Below are 21270 nucleotides of genomic sequence, written 5' to 3' on the forward strand. Positions count from 1 at the left end.
GTGTGTGTGGAGGAGGGAAGAAGAGGGACGGGAGAAAAAAAAAAACGGGGGGACCTTCATGGGGGGGGGGGGGCCCTCCACGTGGGGGTCGCCCCCCCGGCCCGCGAGATGGAGATCGGCTATCCCTCCCGGGCGCTCAGCAGCTCAGGTTGTTGCCCGGCACGGTGCCGAGCAGCTGGGTGAAGCGCTGGTAGGCGTTGATCCGGCTCTGCACCTGGGCGGGGTTGCCGCCGTTGCACTCCAGCGAGCCGTTGATGCTGCGGATGGTCTCGCCGAAGCCGTAGCCGTTGACCATCGCGTTGTGCGGGGTCATGGTGCCCGGCCCGTTCTGGGTGTTCCAGTACCAGAGCGCGGTCTTCCAGGCGACGGCCGGGTCGGTCTGCACCAGGTTGGGGTTGCGCAGCAGGTCGATGCCGAGGGCGTCGCCGGCCGCCTTGTAGTTGAAGTTCCAGCTCAGCTGGATCGGGCCGCGCCCGTAGTACGCGGACTGGCCGGCGGGGCAGCCGTAGGGCTGCGAACTGTCGCAGTAGTGGGGGTAGTTGGCGGTGTTCTGCTCGACCACGTAGACCAGCGCGCCGGTCTCGTGGCTGACGTTGGCCAGGAAGGCGGCGGCCTCCTGCTTGCGGACGGTGTCGCTGCCGGTGGCCGCGAAGGCGGGGTAGGCGGAGAGGGCGTCGATCAGGCCCTGGTAGGTGTAGAAGGGGTTCCGGTTCGGGAACATCTGGTCGAACTGCGCCTGGCTGACGGGGAATCCGCCCGGGTTCGGCGTAGCGGTGGAGGTCGGCGTGACGGTCGGGGTCGGGGTCGTCGTCGGGCCGGTGCCGCAGCCGCCCTGGTCGGACCAGACGCCGGAGCCGCCGGTGCTGGGCACCTCGTTCTGGGTCCACCACTTGGCGAGCCAGTTGTGGCCGTTGTAGGAGACGGTGGCGCCGCCGGTGTAGACGGCCGAGGAGCTCCAGGGCGTGGCGCAGACGGCGGCGCTGGCGTTGGACGCGGGCAGCAGCAGGACCACCGCCAGCGCCGTGGCGACGGTGGAGAACAGTGCGAGCAGGCGTTTCATGGACACTTGATCACCCCTTGTGCGGTGTGGGGCCGCACGGTCGTGGAGGTAGGGACGTCGGGGCAGGGGAGCCGGGCCCCGCGGGGGGGGGCACGTCGTGGGGGACGGGCCGACCGGGGTGCGGGCCGGGTGCGGGGCTGCCCCAGACTCAAGCGGAGTGGTCTATACCTGTCAAGGGGTTCGGGCAAAAGAGGCGGTTCGCGCGACGGCCGGGTGCCCGAGTCCGGCGCCGCCGAGGTCGGATCGGAGGTCGGATCAGAGGTCGGATCAAAGGCCCAGCTCCGGGGAACGGGCCGCGCGGGACCTGCCCTCACCGCCCTCGCCCGGCACCGGTGCGCGGGCTGCCGTTCGGGTGATCTTCCACCGATCGGGCCCTGGCAGCCCGCCGGCTTCGTTGAACCGGTGATCCAGTCACGACGGGTCGCGAGTGCGGCGACCGTACCGAGCGGGGAGACCGGATGGACGATCAGGACGCCTTCGAGGACGGACGGGCCCCGGGCAAGGTCCGTTTCGACGACATCTACGACCAGCCCGATCCCCGGGCCTACTTCGCCAGACTCGCCCCGGTGGAGTACGAGATCCCGCACCACGCGCAGCCGGAGTTCCGCCGCGCCCTCGGCGAGCGCGCCGGGGCGGCCGACGGCGCCGGGGAGTTCGCCGTCCTCGACCTGTGCTGCTCGTACGGCATCAACGCGGCCCTGCTCAACCACGATCTGACGCTCGCGGACCTCTACGCCCACTACACCGACCCCGCGCTGGGATCCCTGTCGTCGAAGGAACTGGCCGAGCGGGACAGGCGGTTCTACGCCGCCCGACGCCACCGCCACGCCGTACCGGTCGTCGGCCTCGACATCGCGGGAAACGCGCTCTCCTACGCACTGGACGTGGGCCTCCTGGACGACGCCTGCGCGGTCGACCTCGAACACGAGGAACCGGACGCGTCGGTCAGCCGTGCGATGGCCCGCACCGGCTTGATCGTCTCCACCGGCGCCGGAAGCTACATCACCGACCGCACCGTCTCCGCCCTGCTGGGCCGGGCCCGCCGCCCCGTCTGGATCAGCGCCTTCATCCTGCGCACGGTCGACTACCGGCCGGTCGTCAACCGCCTGAAGTCCTTCGGGCTGGAGACCCGCTCCGACCCCGCCGACCTCTACCCCCAACGGCTCTTCGCGACTGCGGACGAGCAGGAGCACGCCGTCGCGGCGGTGCTGGCGAGCGGTCAGGACCCCCGCGGCCGGGAGAGCGCGGGACGGTACTACGCGCGGCTGTACCGCTCCCGGCCCGCCGCCGCGTGGGCGGGCCGGCCGGCGCCGTGACGGCCGGCCCGGGGCCTCGGGTGACAGCCGGCGCCGGACGGTACGGACGCGGTTGCCACCGAGAAATCCCTTCGACTACCGGTGAGTTGAGGAGCCGTCGGAGGACGGTGCCATGAGGGCCGTCAGCGGTGTTTAGGCAGGTGACAAACCCGGCGACTTCGGCGGTCGTTCCCGGGATACTGGTCGCCCATGAACATGGATGAGGTCCAGATCGTCGTCGCCCACTCCGAGCGTGCGACCCTGCGCGTCGGAGACGTGTTCCTGAAGGTGGACGCCGACCAGGCGCGCATCGACGCCGAGGTCGAGGCGATGTCCCTCGCACCGGTCCCGACCCCGGAGGTGCTGTGGCGCAAGCCGCCCGCTCTCGCGATCGCCGCGCTCCCGGGCACGACGCTCGGGCGCCTCGGCGGGCCGTCGACCGGGTCCCCGGCGGCCTGGGCCGCGGCGGGCGCCGCCATCCGGAGGCTGCACGACGCACCGCTGCCGCCCCGGACGGGCCGGGCGGGCCGGAGCGTCGCCGCGCTGACGGCCGAACTCGACGCCGAATGCGAGTCGTTGGTGGCGAACGGCGTCCTGCCCGCCGATCTGGTCGCCCGCAACCGGCAGGTCGCCGAGGCCGCGCTCCGGCCGTGGACGCCGGCCTTCACCCACGGCGACCTCCAGATCGCGCACGTCTTCGTCGACGGCGACGAGGTCACCGGCATCATCGACTGGTCCGAGGCGGGCCGGGGCGACGCCCTTTACGACCTCGCCACCTTCACGCTGGGGCACGAGGAGCACCTCGACGACGTCATCGCCGGCTACGGCGCCGACGTCGACCTGGAGGTGATCCACGCGTGGTGGTCGCTGCGGAGCCTGCTGGCGGTCCGCTGGCTGGCCGAGCACGGCTTCGACCCCTTCGCACCGGGTTGCGAGGTCGACGTGCTGAGGGCCCGGATGTGAAACCGCACGTCCCGGCGGGGTTTCTCCGGCGCGGGCACGCGGGACCGGTTCTCCGGCGTCGGCGCCCCTTCTCGGCGCTCTCGGACGACCCGGGGTGCTCTCCCGGGCAACCGGCCACCGGCGCCTGGCCCTAGCGTGGGCCCGTCGCAGCCCAGGCGTGGTCCGGAAGACAGGGAAGTCCCGTGCCGTTCATCACCGTTGGCCAGGAGAACTCCACCGCCATCGACCTCTACTACGAGGACCACGGCACCGGCCGGCCGGTCGTGCTCATCCACGGCTTCCCGATGGACGGCCGTGCCTGGGAGCGCCAGAGCGCAGCCCTGGTCGACGCCGGCCACCGGGTCATCACCTACGACCGCCGCGGGTTCGGACGCTCCTCCCACCCCACCACCGGCTACGACTTCGACACCTTCGCCGCCGACCTCCACACCGTGCTGGAGACCCTCGACCTCCGCGACGCCGCCCTGGTGGGCTTCTCGATGGGCACCGGCGAGGTCGTCCGCTACCTCTCCTCCCACGGCTCCGCCCGCGTCGCCAAGGTCGCCCTCCTGGCCTCCCTGGAGCCGTACCTGCTCAAGACCGCCGGCAACCCGGACGGCGCCGCCCCGCAGGAGTTCTTCGGGGGCATCGTCGAGGCCGTGCGGGACGACCGGTACGCCTACTACACCGCCTTCTTCAACGACTTCTACAACCTGGACGAGAACCTCGGCACCCGGATCAGTGAGGAGGCCGTCCGCCACGGCTTCGACGTCGCCGCCTCCGGTGGCGCCTTCGCCGCCGCGGCCGCACCGGCCACCTGGTACACGGACTTCCGCGCCGACATCACCCGCATCGACGTGCCGGCGCTCGTCCTGCACGGCACCGGCGACCGCATCCTGCCCGTCGACAACACCGCGCGCCCGTACCACAAGGAGCTCCCCGTCGCCGAGTACGTCGAGATCGCCGGCGCCCCGCACGGCCTGCTCTGGACCCACGCCGAGGAGGTCAACACCGTGCTGCTGGCCTTCCTCGCCGGGTGAGCCGGCCGTCCGCAGCCGACCGCACCGTCCGTGCCCGTCCACCGGCCGGTGCGCGCCCACCAGCCGTGGCCGCCCACCAGCCGTGCGCGCCCACGCCGTCCGGCTTCACCAGGGCCGGCGGTGCAGCGCCATGTGCACGGTGTCGACGACCTGGATCAGCGCGGCCCGGGTGGTGCGCGTGGGATGGAGCCCGCCGACCAGCAGGAAGCCGTGCATCACCCCCTGGTAGCGCGTCGACACCACCGGGACGCCCGCCGCGCGGAGCCTGGCCGCGTAGGCCTCCCCCTCGTCCCGCAGCACGTCGGCCTCCGCGGTGACCACCAGCGCCGGCGGCAGCCCCACCAGCTGCTCCAGCGAGGCGCGCAGCGGTGCGGCGGTCGTCTCCTTCCGCCGCTGGGGCTCGGGCAGGTAGTCGTCCCAGAAGCGGCGCATGTGCGCGCGGTGCAGGAAGTAGCCGGTGGCGAAGCGCTGGTAGGAGGGGGTGTCGAAGTCGGCGTCGGTGACGGGGTACAGCAGCACCTGGTGGGCGAGCGGGACGTCGCCGCGCTCCCGGGCCAGCAGGGTCAGCGCCGCGACCAGATTGGCCCCCGCGGAGTCGCCGACGGCGGCGATCCGGTCCCCCGCCAGTCCGATCTCGTGGCCGTGCTGGTGGATCCAGCGGGCCACGGCGTGGCACTGCTCGACGGCCACCGGGTAGCGCGCGGCGGGCGCCCTCGCGTAGTCCACGTACACCACGGCGGCGTCGGTGCCCAGGGCGAACTCCTGGATCAGCCGGGCGTAGCAGTCGGCGTCGCCGAGCGACCAGCCGAGGCCGGGCAGGAACAGCACCACGGGGCTGGGCTCGGCGGCGCCGACGGGCCTGGTCACCTGGACGTGCACCCGCCCGGCGGGCCCGCAGGGCAGGGCGAGCCACTCCGAGGTGACGCCGCAGGGATCGTCCGGGTCCCCGTACTCGTCGCAGTCCGTCTCCTCGCCCGATCCGCCGCCCGATCCGCCGCCCGGAACGCCGTCGCGGGCGGGGAGGTCCCGGGCCGGAAAGCCGGGGGCCGGGACGTCGCGCGCGGGTAAGCCGCGGGCGAGGAAGGAGAGGTCCGGCAGTCCCGTCGCGGACCGGCCGGCTCCGGCGTCCAGGAACTCCTGGAGCGCGCGGTCGAGCACCGGGCGCCGTTCGGGCAGAGGGGTGGGATCGGACAACTCATCGCTCCTGGCCTGATCGGAAGGGCTCGGCAACGCGACGGCTGCCCGGGCACGGGCTCGGTCCGTGCCCGGCGGAAGGCCGTCCCTCCGACGCCTCGCGCACCCCACCGACGGTACTGCCGGAAGGCCGGGATCATTGCCTGATCGTGCACGGATTGCCGTCCGGGACAAGGGACTCGCCGTCCGGCGCCGGCCCGCAGGGCGGGTCGCGGGCACGGCGGGGCCCTGCGGACGGCCTGGCGGACGGCCCCAAATGCCCTCTGGAGCAAGCGCATTGACGAGGCACCGCCACCGGCCGGCGAACGTGTTCACCGGGGGGTGCTCAGGAGGGATGGCGGCCGTCGGCCCGGGCGGCGCGGGCCTGCCGCCGCGTTCCGCGGGGCGCGGCGCGACGGAGGGGGATCGGACGAGGAGGCTGGTCAACCGGCCGTGGCGGCACGGTCATCGCGGGCGCCGGCCTCCCGGGGAGCCGGGAGCAGGTCCAGGAGCTTGAGCCCCATGTGCAGCACCAGACGGTGTGCGCCGTCGTCCAGGTCCAGGCCCGTGATCTCCTGGATCCGGCGCAGCCGGTAGTAGAGCGAGGTGCGGTGCAGTTCCAGGACCTCCGCGGTCCTGGGCACCGAACCCGCGTTCTCCAGGTAGCAGCGCAGGGTCTCCTCCAGCCGGGAGCCCGCGTTGTCCTCCAGCAGGCCCAGCAGCGGCTTCGGCAGGAGGGATTCGTTGAGCGCGCTCTCCGGCAGTTGGAGGAGCATCGTGAACTCCCCCAGCCGCTCCCAGTCGCCGACGCCCTCCAGCCGGGGCAGCCGACGGGCCGCACGTACCGCCACCCGGGCCTGGCCGTAGGAGATCCACGCGTCCGCCAGCGCCGTCCTGCGGCCGCCCACCCCCACCGCGACGTCCACGTCCGCACCCAGGAAGGTCCGCAGGGAGCGGACGATCGCGCGGCACTGCGCGTCCAGTTCCTCCTGCGCCGGTTCCCGGTCGAAGACCTGCACCAGGACCGCCCGGTCCCGCTCGACCGCCGCCAGGCCCCGGACCGTACGGGCGTGCCGGAACGGCTCCAGCGCCCCGCGCAGCGCCACCGCGACCCGGCCGGACGGCCCCCGCCGCCCGGGGACGACCACACTGGTCACCACCACGTGCGGGCCCGCCGGGAGGAGGCCCTCGTCCACCAGCCGCTCGTGCGCCGCGCACCGCAGCGCCGAGTCCGAGCCGACCAGCCGGCCCAGGAACTGGCGGGTGCGCTCCTCGTCCACGTCCGCGGCCAGGCGGTCGGCGTACATCTCGACCGCCACCGTACGGGCGACCCGGTCGATGGCCTCGGTCTCGGCCTCCGTGAGGGGCTCGCCCACCGCCATGACCTTCAGGATGCCCAGCATGTGGCCCCGCTGACGGATCGGGACGCAGTAGCGCGGCCTCATCCCCAGGTCGTCGCGCCCGGGCAGGATTCCCGGGGCGGTCCACCGGGTGACCCCCTGGGACAGCACGTAGCGGATGATCTCGTCGTCCGCGATGCCCTGCAACAGGGTGCGCACGCGCACCCGGTCCTCGTCCCCGAAGTGCCGGCTGGTGCAGATCATCCGCACCAACGGGTCGTCGAGGACGACCGAGCGCCCCAGTTCCTCGGCCAGGCCGTCCACCAACGCCTGTAGCGCCTCCCCTCCGGAACGCGCGCGCTGGGTCCACATCGTCATGATCAACTCCTTTCCGGCACGCCATTCATACAAGGGGCGAAGCGGAATGGACAACGTTCAACAAACCGGTGGGGCGACGGCTCCGGCCGACCGGTCCCGCCGGCCGTCCCGGGCGGCGCCCGCCCCTCGGAGCAGGGCCGAACCCCCGCTACGAGAGACGACACAAGACGGCGAAAAAGCTTGCACCACACGGGAGTTCACCCGGTCACGACGGCCACCCGGCGACGACCCGGACTCCCCCGCGAACGTGCCGCTGCCCGACCGCGTGACGGAGCCGGCAGGGCGGGAACGGGCCCGAGGACTGCCCGGGCACCCCGCGAACGGTGCGCGCAGTGCCCCATCGCGGTGCACCGCCGGAACATCCCCGAGGGCGCCCGGCCACCGAACGGGTCGCGCTCAGTCCGTGCCCAGCTTCTCGCCCAGCTGGCCGCGAGAGGTGATCCCGAGCTTCGGGAAGATCCGGTACAGGTGCGCGCCGATCGTCCGGGGCGACAGGTGCAGCCGCCGGCCTATCTCCTTGTTGGAGAGCCCCTGCGCCGCCAGCTGGGCGATCCGGACCTCCTGGGGCGTGAGCAGGTCCCGGTCCGGGCGGCCCTGGCCCTTGCTGCCCTCGCCGGCCGAGCGGAGCTCCTGCGCCGCCCGCTCGCGCCAGGGCTCCACGCCCATGGCCGCGAAGGACTCCCGCGCGATCCGCAGCGGAGTGCGGGCCTCCATCACCCGGCGGCGCCGCCGGAGCCAGGTGCCGTAGGCGAGCATGAGCCGGGCGCGGACGAAGGGCGTACGGGACATGTCCAGGTCGAACGCCGCCCGGAAGTGCTCCTCGGCGTGCTCGTCGTCGGCGAGCAGCGCCCGGGCGAACCCCAGGCTCACCCGGATCATCTGGACCTCGCTGGCCCCGGCCGTCGAGACGAGCCGTCGCAGGGCGCCGCGCGCCATGGCCCGCTGGTCGTCGCCGGTGGCGGCCTCGGCCAGCTCCGCGATGGCCATGGTCTGCATGAACGGGTGGTAGGAGGGGTCGGCCGGGTCGAAGACCCGCCAGACGCAGGAGAACGCCTCGGCGAAGTGGCCGGCGGCGAGGCCGATGAGGCCGCGCGTGATCTGGATGTACGCGAGCTTGGAGGGGTCGACCACGGTCAGCCCCTGGCCCTCCGCCTCGCCGATCGCGACCAGCGCGGTGTCCAGGTCCCCGCGCAGCGCGGCGAACTGTGCCTTCGCCACCCGAGCACCGGTCAGCCACCGCGGTTGCCCGTTCTCCTCGGCCAGCCGTGCCGCCTCGTCCGCCGCCGGGATGCCGGTCTCCCAGTCGACGGTGTGCACGGTGGCCAGGGAGAGGAACACCAGGCTCTGGGCCAGCAGGGCCCGACGCCCCTGCCGGCGCAGTCCGTCCGCCGCGTGGCGGACGAATCCGATGACCTGGTCGTACGCGTTCAGCATGATGGCCGCGTTGGCCAGAGTGGCGGCGGTCCCCACGTCGTACCCGCCCTCGCGTTCGAGGCGCCGCAGCCGGTCGAGCACCGTCGCCGACGCCTCCACCGGGGCGGCCCCCGCCAGCGTGCACACCAGGTCCGGGTGGAGGTCGGGGACCGGAAGCCGCTCGGCGGCCGTCACGACGCGCTCCCGCAGCTCCCGCCCCGGGTCCGCCCACCAGCACCGCCGCGCGGCCGCGCGCAGCAGTCGCAGCGCGAGTTCGGGATCGCCGGCCCCGGCGGCCTGCTCGGCCGTGGCGATCAGCAGGTGGATCCGGGAGGTGCTCGTGTCGGACTCCGACTCCAGCCAGTCGCGCAGCAGGACCACCCGGGCCCGCTCCAGTACGTCCGGGCCCAGCGATTCGGCCTGCTGCACCAGGGCCGACACCCGGTCCGCCTCGCCGAGTTCGAAGCGCAGTTCCGCCGCACCGAGGAGCCGGGCCACGCTCCGCGCGGGCGCCTCGCTCAGCGCGCTCGCGCGTTCCAGCGCCGTCAGGGCCGCCGCCGTGGCACCGTGCTCCCTCGCGCCGGCAGCCGCCCGGTCCAGTCGCCGGGCCGCCTCCTCGTCGGGACGGCCGCCGGCCGCGGCCCGGTGCCACGCCTGCCGGTCGGGCTGTCCCCGGAGGGTGCGGGCCAGCGCGCCGTGGGCGGCGAGACGGTCCGGGAGCGAGGCCTCGCCCAGGACGGCGGAGCGCACCAGCGGGTGGGTGAAGTCGATCCGGAACCCGTCGACGCGCACCAGACCGGCGGCGACGGCGGGCTCCAGGGAACGCGCGGAGACCTCCGTGCCCGTCAGGTCCGAGGCCGCGGCGAGCACCTCGAACAGCACACCGTCGTCGGCGGTGGCCGCGACCAGCAGCGCGAGGCGCGTGTCGGACGGAAGGTCGGCCGGGCGCGCGGAGAAGGCCCGCTCCAGTCGGGCGGTGAGGGCGAGCCCGGGCGACAGCACGGACTCCCGGGGCACCCCGTCCGCGCCCAGGGTGACGGGGAGCTCGGTCAACGCGAGGGGATTGCCGGCCGCCATCCGCACCACCAGGCGGCGCGTCCCCGGGGCGAGACCGGGGCTGCGCGCGGTCAGCAGCGCGTCGGCCGCGCCCGGTCCCAGGGGCTTGAGGTGCAGCTCGCGCAGGTCGGGGGCGCCCGGCCACACCGCACGGTCCTCGCGGACGGCGACGAGCAGGCCGACGGGTTCGGCGCCGACTCGGCGTGCGACGAAGGCGAGGACGTCCAGGGTCGGCGTGTCCAGCCACTGGGCGTCGTCCACGACCAGCAGGACGGGGGCGTCGGCGGCCGCCTCGCCGAGCAGGCCGAGGACGGCCAGGAAGAGCATGAAGGGCTGGGGCCCGGAGGCGCCGGGGGACGGCTGCGCCATGCCGAAGACCCCCAGCAGCGCCTGCGCCTGGGGGGCGGGCAGGCGCGGGATGCGGTCCGCCACGGTGTGGGTCAGCTGGTGCAGCCCCGCGAACGGCAGGTCGCTCTCGGCCCGGACGCCGGAGGCCCTGAGGACGGTGAACCCGCGCGCGCGGGCCCGGGCGGCGGCGTGGTCCAGGAGGGCGGACTTGCCGATCCCCGGGGCCCCGTGGACCACCAGCGCGTCGCCACGCTCGGGCAGGGCGTCGACCAATGCGTCGACGACCGCCAGCTCCTCGCCCCGGCCGAACAGTGTGGTGCCTGACATCCGATGTTCCTCTACGCCTGCGCCAGGGCTCTGACCTGGACTGTTGCAGTGTAGGTGCACGCATTTGCACGGTCGGTGTGCGCTGAGGGTCATGTGTCCGGCGCCACATCACCCGCAGTCGCTTCACAGTCATTCGGCCACCGACCTAAGTCATCCGGTGTTCCATGCTGGATGCCGTGCCGACCGGAGGGAGAGGACCCATGACATCCGTGACCGACCCGGCCGGGTCCCCGCAGGACGGGAGCACCGGCCGCCGCAGCCGGCCCCTCTCCATCGCCGCCGTACCGGTGACGGTCGCCTCGTACGAACCGGCTTCGGACCCGGGCCGGATGACGACCCGGCGGCTGGGGCACCTGCTGTTCATCACGACGGAAGCCGGCCCGCGCTGCTACACCCGGGGCCCGCGGGAGATCGCCCGTGGCCCCAGGCAGACCGAGGGGTTCTTCGTGGTGGCCGTCATGGGGGCCACCGGTGCCGTGGTGCACCAGGACGGCCGGACGGTCGAGGTCCCCCCGGGCGCGGTCTCCTTCTGGTACACGGAGACCCCCCACGTGGTCGACTACCCGGACGGAGTGGACGTCAGGGTGTGCCTGCTCCCCCGCCGGGCCTTCGGCGTGCGCGACGAGCAGCTGGAGCGGGTGACGGCCACCGTGGCCGACGCCGGCGGCCCGGTGGCCTCCCTGGTCAAGCAGTCCCTGCTGACCCTCGTCGAGACGGCCGAGGACTTCCCCGGGCCCGTCGCCGGTCGACTGGCCCGCACCTTCGCCGACCTGGTGGCCACCCTCGTCATCGAGCGGGCCGCCGTCGACGCGCCGGCCACGGAGGACTCCCGTCACACCCGGCTCCGGGAGATCCACGCCCACGTGGACCGGCACCTCGGGGATCCCGGGCTCGGACCGCGGACGATCGCGGCCGCGCACGGCATCTCCGTCCGCTCCCTCCACAAGCTCTTCGAGGGGGAGGGGACCACCGTCAGCCGCCTGATCCAGCGCCGCCGGCTCCAGGCGAGTGCCGAGGACCTCACCCGCGAGGACGGCGGCGCCGGCACCGTCTCCGGCGTGGCCCAGCGGTGGGGCTTCACCGATCCGGCCCACTTCAGCCGGCTCTTCCGTGCCGCGTACGGCGTCTCGCCGAGCCGGTGGCGCGCCACCCGTGGCGCCGCCGTGCCGTCCGGCCCGGGGGACACCCCGGGCCCGGTGTCCCGATGACCCGTCGACCCGAGGGGAACCCGGTGTCCGTATCCGTTTCCACCGCGCCTCGCTCCGCCGTGCCCCGCTCCACCGCGTCGCTCTCCGCTGTGCCTCGCACCGCCGCGTCGCTGTCGGCCTCCGACCGTTCGGAGAGCTGGCAGGACACGGTGTCCCGCGCCTTCGTGCCGATGACCGTGGAGTTCCTGGAGGAGGTGCCGTCGCCCGGGACGATCACCAGCCACCGGCTCGGGTCGGTGCGGATCTCCAGGGTCGAGGCGGGGCCGCAGACGATGACGCGCGACAGCCGCATGATCGCCGCGGGCGGCCCTCCGTCGCTCATCCTCAGCCTCCAGGAGCAGGGCACCGCGCTGAGGGAGCAGGACGGGCGGGAGTCGGTCGTCCGGCCGGGCGAGTTCTCCCTCACCGATGCGTCCCGGGTGTTCCGGAACACGATGGCGGAACGGTTCGTCTTCACCTCCTTCCACTTCCCCCGCGCCGAACTGAACGTGCCCGACAGGGACCTGCGGACACTGACCGCCACGGCGTTCGACGGGACCGAGGGCAGCGCCGCGCTGCTGACGGCCTACCTGTCGCAGATGGCGCGCACGGCCGACGAGTTGGACGAGACGGTCGGGCGCCGGGCCGCGACCACGGCACTCGACCTGCTGGCCCTGCTCGTCGACGACCGGAGCGGACGCATCCGCCCGCAGGACTCGCACAGCGCGGCCTCGCTGGAGCGGGTCAAGGAGTACATCCTGCGCAACCTCCGCGACCCGGACCTCTCGCCGTCCACGATCGCGGAGGCGAACTTCATGTCCGTCCGCCTCCTCCACAAGCTGTTCCACCTGGAGGGCGCCACGGTCGGCGGGTGGATCCGGGCGCAGCGGCTGGAGCGGTGCAGCCGGGACCTGCTCCGGCCGATGGCCGCGGAGATCGGGGTGGCGGGGATCGCCCGGCGCTGGGGCTTCGTCAACTCCAGCCACTTCACCCGCACCTTCCGCGCGGCGTACGGCATGACGCCGCGGGAGTGGCAGGTCGGTACGGGGTGAGGCGGGCCGCCCGGGGCGCAGCGGCGGCCGGCGGCCGGTCAGGGGCAGCGAACGGCCCGGGGCGGCCGGTCAGAGCGCCGGACGGCCCACGGCGCCGTCCGCGAGGTCCTCGTGCGCGAGGTCCGCGTCCGCGCTGTCGGCGGCGTCGCTGAGCCCGAGGCGCAGGTGCTCGGTGTGGTACACGGCCTGGTCGAGGAGTTCGGCGACGTGGTCGTCGTACAGCGCGTAGACCACCGAGCGGCCCTGGCGGGTGCCGGTGACCAGACCGAGGTTGCGCAGCAGCCGCAGCTGGTGGGAGCAGGCGGACTGCTCCATGCCGACGGCGTGGGCGAGGTCGGTGGCCGCGCAGGGCCCTTCGCGCAGGCGGGCGAGGATCAGCAGGCGGGACGGAGTGGCCAGGGCCTGCAACGTGGTCGCCACCCGGGCGGCGTTGTCCGCGTCCAGGCGCGTGCGCGGGACGGCGTTCTTCGCGGGAGCGGCTCCATGACCCATGCGCCAATACTACAGATGACACTTGAATAGGTGTTCATGTGTTCCTGTATCGTGGACCGGGTCGTCACTCCTGCCCATGGCCTGCGCGAAGGGTCCTGCCTGCCGTGTCCTCCACCCTGACCGAACGCCCCGCCCCCGAGGCGGCCGCCGCGTCCGCCGGTGCCGCCCCACGGCGGCGCACCCGGATCCTCGCGCTGCCCGAGGCCCGCTGGGCCGCCGCCGCGCTGGTGCTGTTCCTGATCGCGCTGCCGTTGCAGCTGGCCGGCGCCCCCGCCTGGGCGTGGGGGCCGCTGTACGCGCTCGCCTACGCCACCGGCGGCTGGGAGCCGGCCTGGGCGGGGCTCCGGGCGCTGCGCGAGAGGACCCTCGACGTCGACCTGCTGATGATCGTCGCCGCGCTCGGCGCGGCGGCGGTCGGCCAGGTGATGGACGGCGCCCTGCTGATCGTCATCTTCGCCACCTCGGGCGCCCTGGAGGCCCTCGCCACCGCCCGTACCGCCGACTCGGTGCGCGGTCTGCTCGACCTCGCGCCCGCGACCGCGACCCGGCTGCTGGACGACGGCACCGAGGAGAGCGTGCCCACGGAGCGGCTCGCGGTCGGTGACACCGTCCTGGTCCGCCCGGGCGAGCGGATCGGCGCCGACGGCCGGGTCCTGGACGGCACGAGCGAGGTCGACCAGGCCACCATCACCGGTGAGCCGCTGCCCGTCGCCAAGAGGACGGGAGACGAGGTGTTCGCCGGCACCCTGAACGGCACCGGCGCGCTGCGGGTGAAGGTCGAGCGCGACGCCTCGGACTCGGTGATCGCCCGGATCGTGAAGATGGTCGAGGAGGCGTCCGAGACCAAGGCGCCCACCCAGCTGTTCATCGAGAAGGTCGAGCAGCGGTACTCGATCGGCATGGTCGTCGCCACCCTGGCGGTGTTCGCGGTGCCGCTGGCCTTCGGCGCCGCTTTCACCGGCTCGCTGCTGCGGGCGATGACCTTCATGATCGTCGCCTCCCCGTGCGCGGTGGTGCTGGCCACCATGCCGCCGCTGCTGTCCGCGATCGCCAACGCCGGCCGGCACGGGGTGCTGGTCAAGTCCGCCGTCGTCATGGAACGCCTCGGCCAGGTCGACGCCGTCGCGCTCGACAAGACCGGCACCCTCACCGAAGGCACCCCGCGCGTCACCGGCATCCGCCCCCTGGCCGGCTCCGGCCTCACCGAGGACGGACTGCTGGCGCTGGCGGCCGCCGCCGAGCACCCCAGCGAACACCCGCTCGCCCGCGCCGTCGTCGACGCCGCCCGCGCCCGCGGCCTGGCCCTGGCCACGGCCGAGGACTTCGCCTCCGCGCCCGGCGTCGGGGTGCGCGCCATCGTCGAGGGCCGATCCGTCGCGGTCGGCGCCCCGGCCCGGCTGATCGACGGCGGCGACGGCGCGGGCCGCCAGGACGCCGCCGTCGCCATCGCCGCCGAACTGGAGGACGGCGGCCACACCGCCGTCCTGGTCGAAGCCGACGGCCGTCCGGTCGGCGTGCTCGGCATCGCCGACCGCCTGCGCCCGGACGCCGCCGCCACCGTCACCGCGCTCACCGCCCTGACGGGCACGGCGCCGACGCTGGTCACCGGCGACAACCCGCGCGCCGCCGCCCGCCTCGCGGCCGAGGTCGGCATCACCGACGTCCGGGCCGGCCTGCTGCCCCAGGACAAGGTCGCCGCCGTCAGGGAGCGGGAGCAGGCCGGGCGGAAGGTCCTGGTCGTCGGCGACGGCGTCAACGACGCCCCGGCGCTGGCCGCCGCCCACACCGGCATCGCCATGGGCCGGGCCGGCTCCGACCTCGCCCTGGAGACCGCCGACGCCGTGATCGTGCGCGACGAACTCGCCACCGTCCCCGCCGTCGTCGCCCTCTCCCGCCGCGCGCGCTCCCTCGTGGTGCAGAACCTGGTGATCGCCTCGGTGTTCATCACCGGCCTCATGGTCTGGGACCTGGTCGCCACCCTCCCGCTGCCGCTCGGCGTCCTCGGCCACGAGGGCTCCACCGTCATCGTCGGCCTCAACGGCCTGCGCCTGCTGCGCGAAGCCGCCTGGACCCGGGCCCGCGCCGAGGGCCGCCGCTGAGCGGGCGCACCCGCGAGCGGGCCGCCGCCCCCTGGGTGGGGGCGGCGGCCCGTTCGCCGTCACTGCCGGGGGTGCCGCTGCGGCACCCCCGCGATCCCGGGCCCGGACCACCGCGCCCGGCTCACCGACCTGCGCAGCTCCCCTACCGGGTCGCGAACGTGCGGGCGCGAGCCGGTGTCGATGCGGGTCGAGCACGCCGTAGGTGAGCAGTTCGCGGAACTTCGGGCGCTGGAGCGGATGGAGGTGGCTGGAGCGGATGGAGGTGGCTGGAGGTGCCGGGGTCCCCCTCGAAGACGACCGCCTCCTCGATCCCGGCCGCGGGGGCGGACTGCCTGGATCTCAGCTGTCGTGAGTCCGCGGTCTGGTAGCGGTGGTAGTGAGCCGGTCGCCGAGTGCGCTTCTCCGGTACAGCACATGCCGTCCGTCACGTGTCCGGGTGACCAGTCCTGTGGAGTGCAGGACACGCAGGTGCTGGGAGACCGCGCTTGGGGTGACCCTGAGACGGCGGGCGAGCTCTACGGTGGGCAACGGCTCGTCCAGGAGGCCGAGCAGTCTTGCCCGGGACGAACCGAGGAGGGACACCAGGGCGGTCGTGTCGACGGTCGGCATCTCCGAGCCCCACAGCGTGGCTGCTCCCCGGCTGGGATAGACGAGGCTCGGCGGCTCGTCAGGGCTGACGGGAGGCGCGGGTTTGTGTGCGAACACAGATGGCAGGAGCAACAACCCCCGGCCGGATGCCACAACCCGATGCCTGCTGATCATCTTGCGGATATGCAGTTCTCCGCCTTGCCAGCGCAGGTTCGGGTGCATGTCGGCGAACAGCAGTCGGGCGCCCCCCAGGGCGAGCCGGCGGGCGCGGTAGGTCATGTCGGCTTCCAGCACCAGTCGCATCTGCGGCCACACCGGCTCGATGGCTACCTCCCAGTACTGCCGCAGGAGATCACAGATGGCGTCGCGGAGTCCGGCGACAGGCGCGTCCTCGGCGGCGGTGGCGTCGCGGAGCGCTTCGGGAACAGGGTCGGGTGCGTGCGCAAGCAGCAGGTCGTGGCGGACCCGAGCGCAGGACGCCCGGCGGACAACGGAGAGTTCTTCTTCGAAGGCCGGCGCGAAACTCGTGGGATTCGGGGTCAGGAAGTCGGGGAGGGTACGCCGCTGGGCGACCAGGGACATCAGCAGACCGGTGTCGAGCGCGCCGAGTCTGCCGAGTACGGACCTGCGCCAGGGCAGGTGCAGCGCGGACAGGCCCGGATCCTGGAGCACTCGCAGGCTGAACAGGGTTTCGTGCAGGGGTGAGAGGGCGAAGCGGGTGTCCGCGAGGTCCTCGACGCCCAGCACAAAGCTGATCATTAAGCCATATGCTACATCGATTGGCGGCGCCACGTCGATGCCGTGGACTTGCTCTCATGACACACACAACTCATGTGCGGCCCACGGCGGTTGTCACCGGTGCTGCCCGCGGCATCGGCGCCGCCGTGGCCAGGCGTCTGGCGGGCGACGGCTTGGCGGTCGGCGTGATCGACCTGGACGAGGCGGACTGCGCCGATACCGTGGAGGCCATCACCAGTGTCGGCGGGGCAGCGCTGGCCGTCGCCGCTGATGTCGCCGACGAGGCCGCGGTCACTGCGGCCGTCGCCCGGATCGCCGCCGCGTTCGGACCGCCGACGGTGCTGGTCAACAACGCCGGCATCGGCCCCAGTGCCGGCCTTGTGGAGATGACCACGCAGCAGTGGGAGACGGTCCTGGGGGTCAATCTCAGAGGCCCGTTCTTCGTCACCCGGGCCGTCTGCCCGCACATGGTGACGGCCGGTTGGGGACGCATCGTCAACATGTCGAGCATCTCCGCGGTCGGTGATGCCGACCGCGTGGACTACGCCAGCGCGAAGGCGGGTTTGATCGGATTCACCAAGTCACTCGCTCTCCAACTCGGACAGTACGGTGTGACCGCGAACGCCATCGCGCCGGGATTCGTCGTGAGCGACATGACCAGGGCCTCGGCCCGGCGGCTCGGCCTGAGCTTCGAGGAATTCCGGCACAGGGCGGAACAGTCCATCCCGGTCGGCCGGGTGGGCCTGCCCGACGACATCGCGCATGCCGTCTCCTTCCTCGTGAGTCCCGGGGCGGGCTTCGTCTCCGGCCAGGTCATCTACGTCGCGGGCGGGCCGGTGGACTGAAGGATGAGCCGCCGGATGGTCCTGATCCTGGCTGTCACGTGCGCCGTGGCGGTGGGCAACATCTACTTTCCGCAGGCCATCGGTCCACTGGTCGCCGCCGGGCTGCATGTGTCGCCCGATTCGGCCGCTGCGGTGGTGACCGCCACCCAGGCCGGCTACACGGCCGGAATGGTCCTGCTGGTGCCGCTCGGCGACCGGCTCCCGCACCGCTCGTTCCTCGTCGTCCTCCTCTCCCTGACCGGTCTGGCTCTGCTCGCGGCGGGTTGCGCACCGGCTCTGCCGGCCCTCATCGCCGCCGGCACCCTTGTCGGCCTGACCACCGTGGGCGCGCAGATCGTCGGCCCCCTGGCGGCCGGTCTCGTGGCTGCCGACCGCCAAGGAGCGGTGATCGGCATCCTGTTGAGCGGATCGACCGGCGGCATGCTGCTGGCCCGGACCTTCAGCGGTACGCTCGGTGAGTGGCTGGGCTGGAGGGCCCCCTACCTGGTCGCCGCGGTCCTGGCCCTGCTCCTCGCCACCGTCTTGGCGTTCGCGGTGCCGACCACACCCCCGTCCTCCCGCCAGCCGTACACAGCGCTCCTGGCCGAGCCGCTTCGCCTGCTGCGCACCGAGCCAGACCTGCGCCGCTCGTGCTTCTACCAGGCAACCGTCTTCGCCGGGTTCTCCGCGATCTGGACCTGCCTGGCGCTCCTGCTCGCCGGACCGGCCTACGGGCTGGGTGCCCAGGCGGTGGGAATGATCGCCCTGGTCGGCGCGGCGACCATGGTCTGCACCCCGCTCGCCGGCCGCCTGGTAGACCGCTACGGCCCCGATCCAGTGAACCTGATCTGCATACTCGGCGTCCTCGTCTCCGCCGCGATTCTCACTGCTGGTGCTCGGGGCGGCACGCTGGGTCTGATCTCCCTGACACTCGGCACGCTGCTCCTCGACACCGCGATGCAGTCCGGCATGGTCGCCAACCAGGTCCGCGTCTACGCCCTGCGCGTCGACGCCCGCAGCAGGCTCAACACCGCCTACATGACCTGCGCCTACCTGGGCGGCAGCGCAGGTTCCTGGCTCGGGACACACGTCTGGAGCCAGGCCGGCTGGTGGGGAGTGTGCGTGCTCGTCGCGCTGCTCGCCGCGCTCGCCCTGGCCCGCCACCTGCTGGCGCTGTACAAGGTCGGGAAAAGCCCGGCCGGAACCCGTGTCGCGACTGCGGATGGCCGTGGTCACCGCCCTGATGCCGGTGGAAGTGATCAGGCCTCGTACGGCGCCTCCGTTGCTCGGCCTCGCCGAGGCCGGTCGTCCTGATACGCGGAGTGAGCAGAAGGAGCGGAGCTTGACGAGGTGGACGTGACCGAAGGCAGCTGCCCGGCCGAGCAGCCGGCGGCCGCCTTCGTTCCACGGTTGCCGTCACGGCCGAAGGACGGCCGCCAGGTGCGGTCAGACGTCGCCGGCGTCGGTCGGGGCCGCCTCACCGAGCGTGGCGAGGGTCAGCACGTCGCCGGAGATTCCCCAGCCGCCGTCGGCGACCTCCTCGACCAGCACCATGGTGTTGTCACGGGCGCGCTCGCCGTAGATCTCGACGTACAGCTCGGTGGTGCGGGTGACGATCTGCTCCTTCTGCTTCGGGGTGAGGGTCTTCTCGGGGACCTTGAAGTTCGCGAAAGGCATGGCTCGTTGCTCCTTCTCCCGGTGGGGCGTCACAGGGGCTGCCCGCGGTGAGCGGGCTGTCCGCTCCGGTGCGGCGGACGACGGCTCAGGCGGTTCAGGCGGTTCAGGCGGTTCAGGCGGTTCAGGCGATTCCGCCGTTGGCGCGGACGACCTGTCCGTTGATCCAGTGGCCGGCCGGGGAGGCCAGGAACGCGACGACCTCGGCGATGTCGGCCGGGGTGCCGAGCCGCTCCAGCGGCGGCTGGGCAGCCAGGCGCGCGACGGCCTCCTCGTCCTTGCCGTCCAGGAACAGGTCGGTGGCCGTGGGGCCGGGCGCGACGGTGTTGGCGGTGACGTCCCGGCCCCGCAACTCCCGGGCCAGGATCAGCGTCAGCGCCTCGACCGCGCCCTTGCTGGCCGAGTACGCGCCGTAGCCCGGGAAGGCCAGCCCCACCACGGACGTGGAGAACGTCAGGATCGCGCCGCCGGGGCGCACCCGTCGGGCGGCCTGCTGGACGACGACGAACGTGCCGCGGATGTTGGTGCGGTGCAGGTCGTCCAGGGCGGCCAGGTCCAGCTCCGCGATCGGCGCCAGGTACGTCCGCCCGGCCGCGTGCACAACGACGTCGACGCCGCCGAACTCCGCCTCGGCCGCGTCGAACAGGGCCGCGACCGCGACCTCGTCGGCGACGTCGGCGCGCACGGCGATCGCCCGGCCGCCGCCGTCGACGGCCTCCTTCACGGCTGCCTCGGCCTCGTCCCGGTTGCCGGCGTAGCCAACCACGACGGCGTACCCGTCGGCGGCCAGCCGGCCGACGGTCCGGCGGCCGATGCCGCGCGAGCCGCCGGTGACGATCGCGACACGGGGCGAGGCGGAGGGCCGGACCGGGGAAGCGGCTTCGACGAGGGGAGCGGAGATGGGCATGACGGGCTCCTTGCGGTGGATGCGGATCGGGCTGCGGCCTCGCCGTCGCCCTGCTGTGTCCACCACGATCGGCCGGTCCCCTTCCTCCAGCCAGGGTTGCGTCCACCCAGGGGACGCCACCCCCTGGCTACGCCCTGGCGCACCAGCCACCATGGAGGCGTGAACCTTCCAGAACTCGGTGCCTTCCTCAGGACACGCCGCGACCGCATCCGCCCCACCGAGGTCGGCCTCCCCCAAGGCCCGCGCCGGCGCGTCCCCGGGCTGCGCCGCGAGGAAGTCGCCCAGCTGGCAGGGCTGTCAGCCGACTACTACACCGAGCTGGAACGCGGCCGTGCGAAGAGCGGCGTGCAGCCCTCGACCCAGACCCTGGCCGCCCTCGCCCGAGCCCTGCGCCTGAACAACGACGAGCGCGACCACCTGTTCCGCCTGGCCGAACGGCCGATCCCGCCGTCGGCACAGGGACCCTCGGCGCACGTGCAGCCCGCGCTCCTCGGGCTCCTGGACCGGCTGTCCAACACCCCCGCGCGCGTCATCACCGACCTGCACGAAACCCTGGTGGAGAACGACCTGGCCCGGAACCTGCTCGGCAGGTCCCCCGCCCACCGCGGCCCGGCGGCGAGCTTCGTGTACCGCTGGTTCACCGACCCGCGGGCACGCGAGAGGTACCCGTCCGAGGACCACCCGCACCACTCCCGGCTGTTCGCGGCCGACCTCCGGGCAGCGGCCGCCCGGCGCGACGGGGACGCGGAGGTCACGAGGATGGTCGCCGTCCTACGCCGCCGCAGCGAGGAGTTCGCGGCCCTCTGGGACACCCATGACGTCGCGGTGCGCCGCATGGACCGCAAGAAGATCGTCCACCCCGCACTCGGCGTCATCGAACTCGACTGCCACAACCTGCTCAGCGAGGACGGACGCCAACGCCTGCTGTGGTTCACCGCACCGACCGGCAGCCGGGGAGCCGAGCAGCTGGAACTGCTGTCCGTCATCGGGGCCCAGGACCTGAGCGCCACCGAGGGCCCGGCACCGGAGAGGCTGCCCCCGGCCGAGTCCGCATCGCCGCGCTGATCCGTGCCCGAAGGCGCGGCCCTTCCCGGCACGGTGCGGCGGCCTCCAACCCTGCGGAGGCGCGGCTCGGTTCACCGGTTCCGGTCCTGGTTCCGGGTCCTGCTGCCCCCGCTCAGCGAGCAGCCTCGCGAGGTCTGCGGACCGCGCCGCCGCAGTGGCACGCGGTAGGTTCCCCGACGTGGCCGTCACCACCCGCCGCGTCGTCGAGTTCCGCGTCACCGACGCGGTGCGCAGCTCCTTTCCACGGTGGAAGGCGAAGGGGTGCCCGTGGC

General features: G+C 73.4%; 17 protein-coding genes. 9 read left to right on the top strand and 8 right to left on the bottom strand.

What is annotated here, in order from left to right:
* Positions 1 to 136: 136 nt before the first annotated feature.
* Positions 137 to 1060 carry a glycoside hydrolase family 19 protein gene (locus tag ACZ55U_RS28285; RefSeq protein WP_465530432.1) on the bottom strand — a complete coding sequence of 308 codons (924 nt, stop codon included), beginning with the start codon at positions 1058 to 1060 and terminating at the stop codon, positions 137 to 139.
* A gap of 458 nt (positions 1061 to 1518) precedes the next feature.
* Here ACZ55U_RS28285 and ACZ55U_RS28290 point away from each other — a divergent pair, with 458 nt between their 5' ends.
* From ACZ55U_RS28290 to ACZ55U_RS28300, 3 genes are all read left to right on the top strand, one after another.
* On the top strand, positions 1519 to 2376 hold the full coding sequence (locus tag ACZ55U_RS28290) for a hypothetical protein (RefSeq protein ID WP_465530358.1): 858 nt from the start codon (positions 1519 to 1521) through the stop codon (positions 2374 to 2376).
* 195 nt (positions 2377 to 2571) lie between these two features.
* Positions 2572 to 3318 (top strand): phosphotransferase family protein, encoded by a 747-nt coding sequence (locus ACZ55U_RS28295; protein WP_465530434.1) that lies wholly within the window; start codon positions 2572 to 2574, stop codon positions 3316 to 3318.
* Between the two features lie 182 nt (positions 3319 to 3500).
* A complete protein-coding gene (locus ACZ55U_RS28300; RefSeq protein WP_465530360.1) occupies positions 3501 to 4337 on the top strand; it encodes an alpha/beta fold hydrolase in 837 nt (278 codons plus the stop codon).
* A 105-nt stretch (positions 4338 to 4442) separates the two neighbouring features.
* Here the strand turns inward: ACZ55U_RS28300 and ACZ55U_RS28305 are convergent, their stop codons facing one another.
* The 3 genes from ACZ55U_RS28305 to ACZ55U_RS28315 all read right to left on the bottom strand — a co-directional run bounded on the left by ACZ55U_RS28305 (position 4443) and on the right by ACZ55U_RS28315 (position 10372).
* Positions 4443 to 5531 carry an alpha/beta hydrolase gene (locus ACZ55U_RS28305; RefSeq protein WP_465530362.1) on the bottom strand — a complete coding sequence of 363 codons (1089 nt, stop codon included), beginning with the start codon at positions 5529 to 5531 and terminating at the stop codon, positions 4443 to 4445.
* Positions 5532 to 5953: 422 nt separating this feature from the next.
* Positions 5954 to 7228: a PucR family transcriptional regulator gene (locus tag ACZ55U_RS28310; RefSeq protein WP_465530364.1), complete on the bottom strand. Its 1275-nt coding sequence runs from the start codon at positions 7226 to 7228 to the stop codon at positions 5954 to 5956.
* 396 nt (positions 7229 to 7624) lie between these two features.
* On the bottom strand, positions 7625 to 10372 hold the full coding sequence (locus tag ACZ55U_RS28315; RefSeq protein WP_465530366.1) for an ATP-binding protein: 2748 nt from the start codon (positions 10370 to 10372) through the stop codon (positions 7625 to 7627).
* 200 nt (positions 10373 to 10572) lie between these two features.
* Here ACZ55U_RS28315 and ACZ55U_RS28320 point away from each other — a divergent pair, with 200 nt between their 5' ends.
* A complete protein-coding gene (locus ACZ55U_RS28320) occupies positions 10573 to 11580 on the top strand; it encodes a helix-turn-helix domain-containing protein (protein WP_465530368.1) in 1008 nt (335 codons plus the stop codon).
* An 89-nt stretch (positions 11581 to 11669) separates the two neighbouring features.
* Positions 11670 to 12611, top strand: a complete 942-nt coding sequence (locus ACZ55U_RS28325) for an AraC-like ligand-binding domain-containing protein (protein ID WP_465530370.1) — start codon at positions 11670 to 11672, stop codon at positions 12609 to 12611.
* Between the two features lie 69 nt (positions 12612 to 12680).
* Here ACZ55U_RS28325 and ACZ55U_RS28330 read toward each other — a convergent pair whose 3' ends face one another.
* Positions 12681 to 13103 carry an ArsR/SmtB family transcription factor gene (locus ACZ55U_RS28330; RefSeq protein WP_465530372.1) on the bottom strand — a complete coding sequence of 141 codons (423 nt, stop codon included), beginning with the start codon at positions 13101 to 13103 and terminating at the stop codon, positions 12681 to 12683.
* Between the two features lie 104 nt (positions 13104 to 13207).
* On the opposite strand from ACZ55U_RS28330, the gene ACZ55U_RS28335 reads away from it, so the two are divergent.
* Positions 13208 to 15202 (top strand): heavy metal translocating P-type ATPase, encoded by a 1995-nt coding sequence (locus ACZ55U_RS28335; protein ID WP_465530374.1) that lies wholly within the window; start codon positions 13208 to 13210, stop codon positions 15200 to 15202.
* A 339-nt stretch (positions 15203 to 15541) separates the two neighbouring features.
* Here the strand turns inward: ACZ55U_RS28335 and ACZ55U_RS28340 are convergent, their stop codons facing one another.
* Complete coding sequence (locus ACZ55U_RS28340; protein WP_465530376.1) at positions 15542 to 16549, bottom strand: ArsR/SmtB family transcription factor; 1008 nt, start codon at positions 16547 to 16549, stop codon at positions 15542 to 15544.
* 56 nt (positions 16550 to 16605) lie between these two features.
* Between ACZ55U_RS28340 and fabG the strand changes: the two genes are divergently transcribed.
* Together fabG and ACZ55U_RS28350 are read left to right on the top strand one after the other, a co-directional pair.
* Positions 16606 to 17373 carry a 3-oxoacyl-ACP reductase FabG gene (fabG, locus tag ACZ55U_RS28345; protein WP_465530378.1) on the top strand — a complete coding sequence of 256 codons (768 nt, stop codon included), beginning with the start codon at positions 16606 to 16608 and terminating at the stop codon, positions 17371 to 17373.
* Between the two features lie 15 nt (positions 17374 to 17388).
* On the top strand, positions 17389 to 18666 hold the full coding sequence (locus ACZ55U_RS28350) for an MFS transporter (protein WP_465530380.1): 1278 nt from the start codon (positions 17389 to 17391) through the stop codon (positions 18664 to 18666).
* Between the two features lie 132 nt (positions 18667 to 18798).
* Here the strand turns inward: ACZ55U_RS28350 and ACZ55U_RS28355 are convergent, their stop codons facing one another.
* Both ACZ55U_RS28355 and ACZ55U_RS28360 read right to left on the bottom strand, forming a co-directional pair.
* A complete protein-coding gene (locus ACZ55U_RS28355) occupies positions 18799 to 19029 on the bottom strand; it encodes a tautomerase family protein (RefSeq protein WP_465530382.1) in 231 nt (76 codons plus the stop codon).
* 121 nt (positions 19030 to 19150) lie between these two features.
* Positions 19151 to 19933 carry an SDR family oxidoreductase gene (locus ACZ55U_RS28360; RefSeq protein ID WP_465530384.1) on the bottom strand — a complete coding sequence of 261 codons (783 nt, stop codon included), beginning with the start codon at positions 19931 to 19933 and terminating at the stop codon, positions 19151 to 19153.
* Between the two features lie 159 nt (positions 19934 to 20092).
* Between ACZ55U_RS28360 and ACZ55U_RS28365 the strand changes: the two genes are divergently transcribed.
* On the top strand, positions 20093 to 20998 hold the full coding sequence (locus ACZ55U_RS28365) for an MmyB family transcriptional regulator (protein WP_465530386.1): 906 nt from the start codon (positions 20093 to 20095) through the stop codon (positions 20996 to 20998).
* Positions 20999 to 21270: the final 272 nt, after the last annotated feature.

The organism is Kitasatospora sp. NPDC034533, from assembly GCF_055575155.1.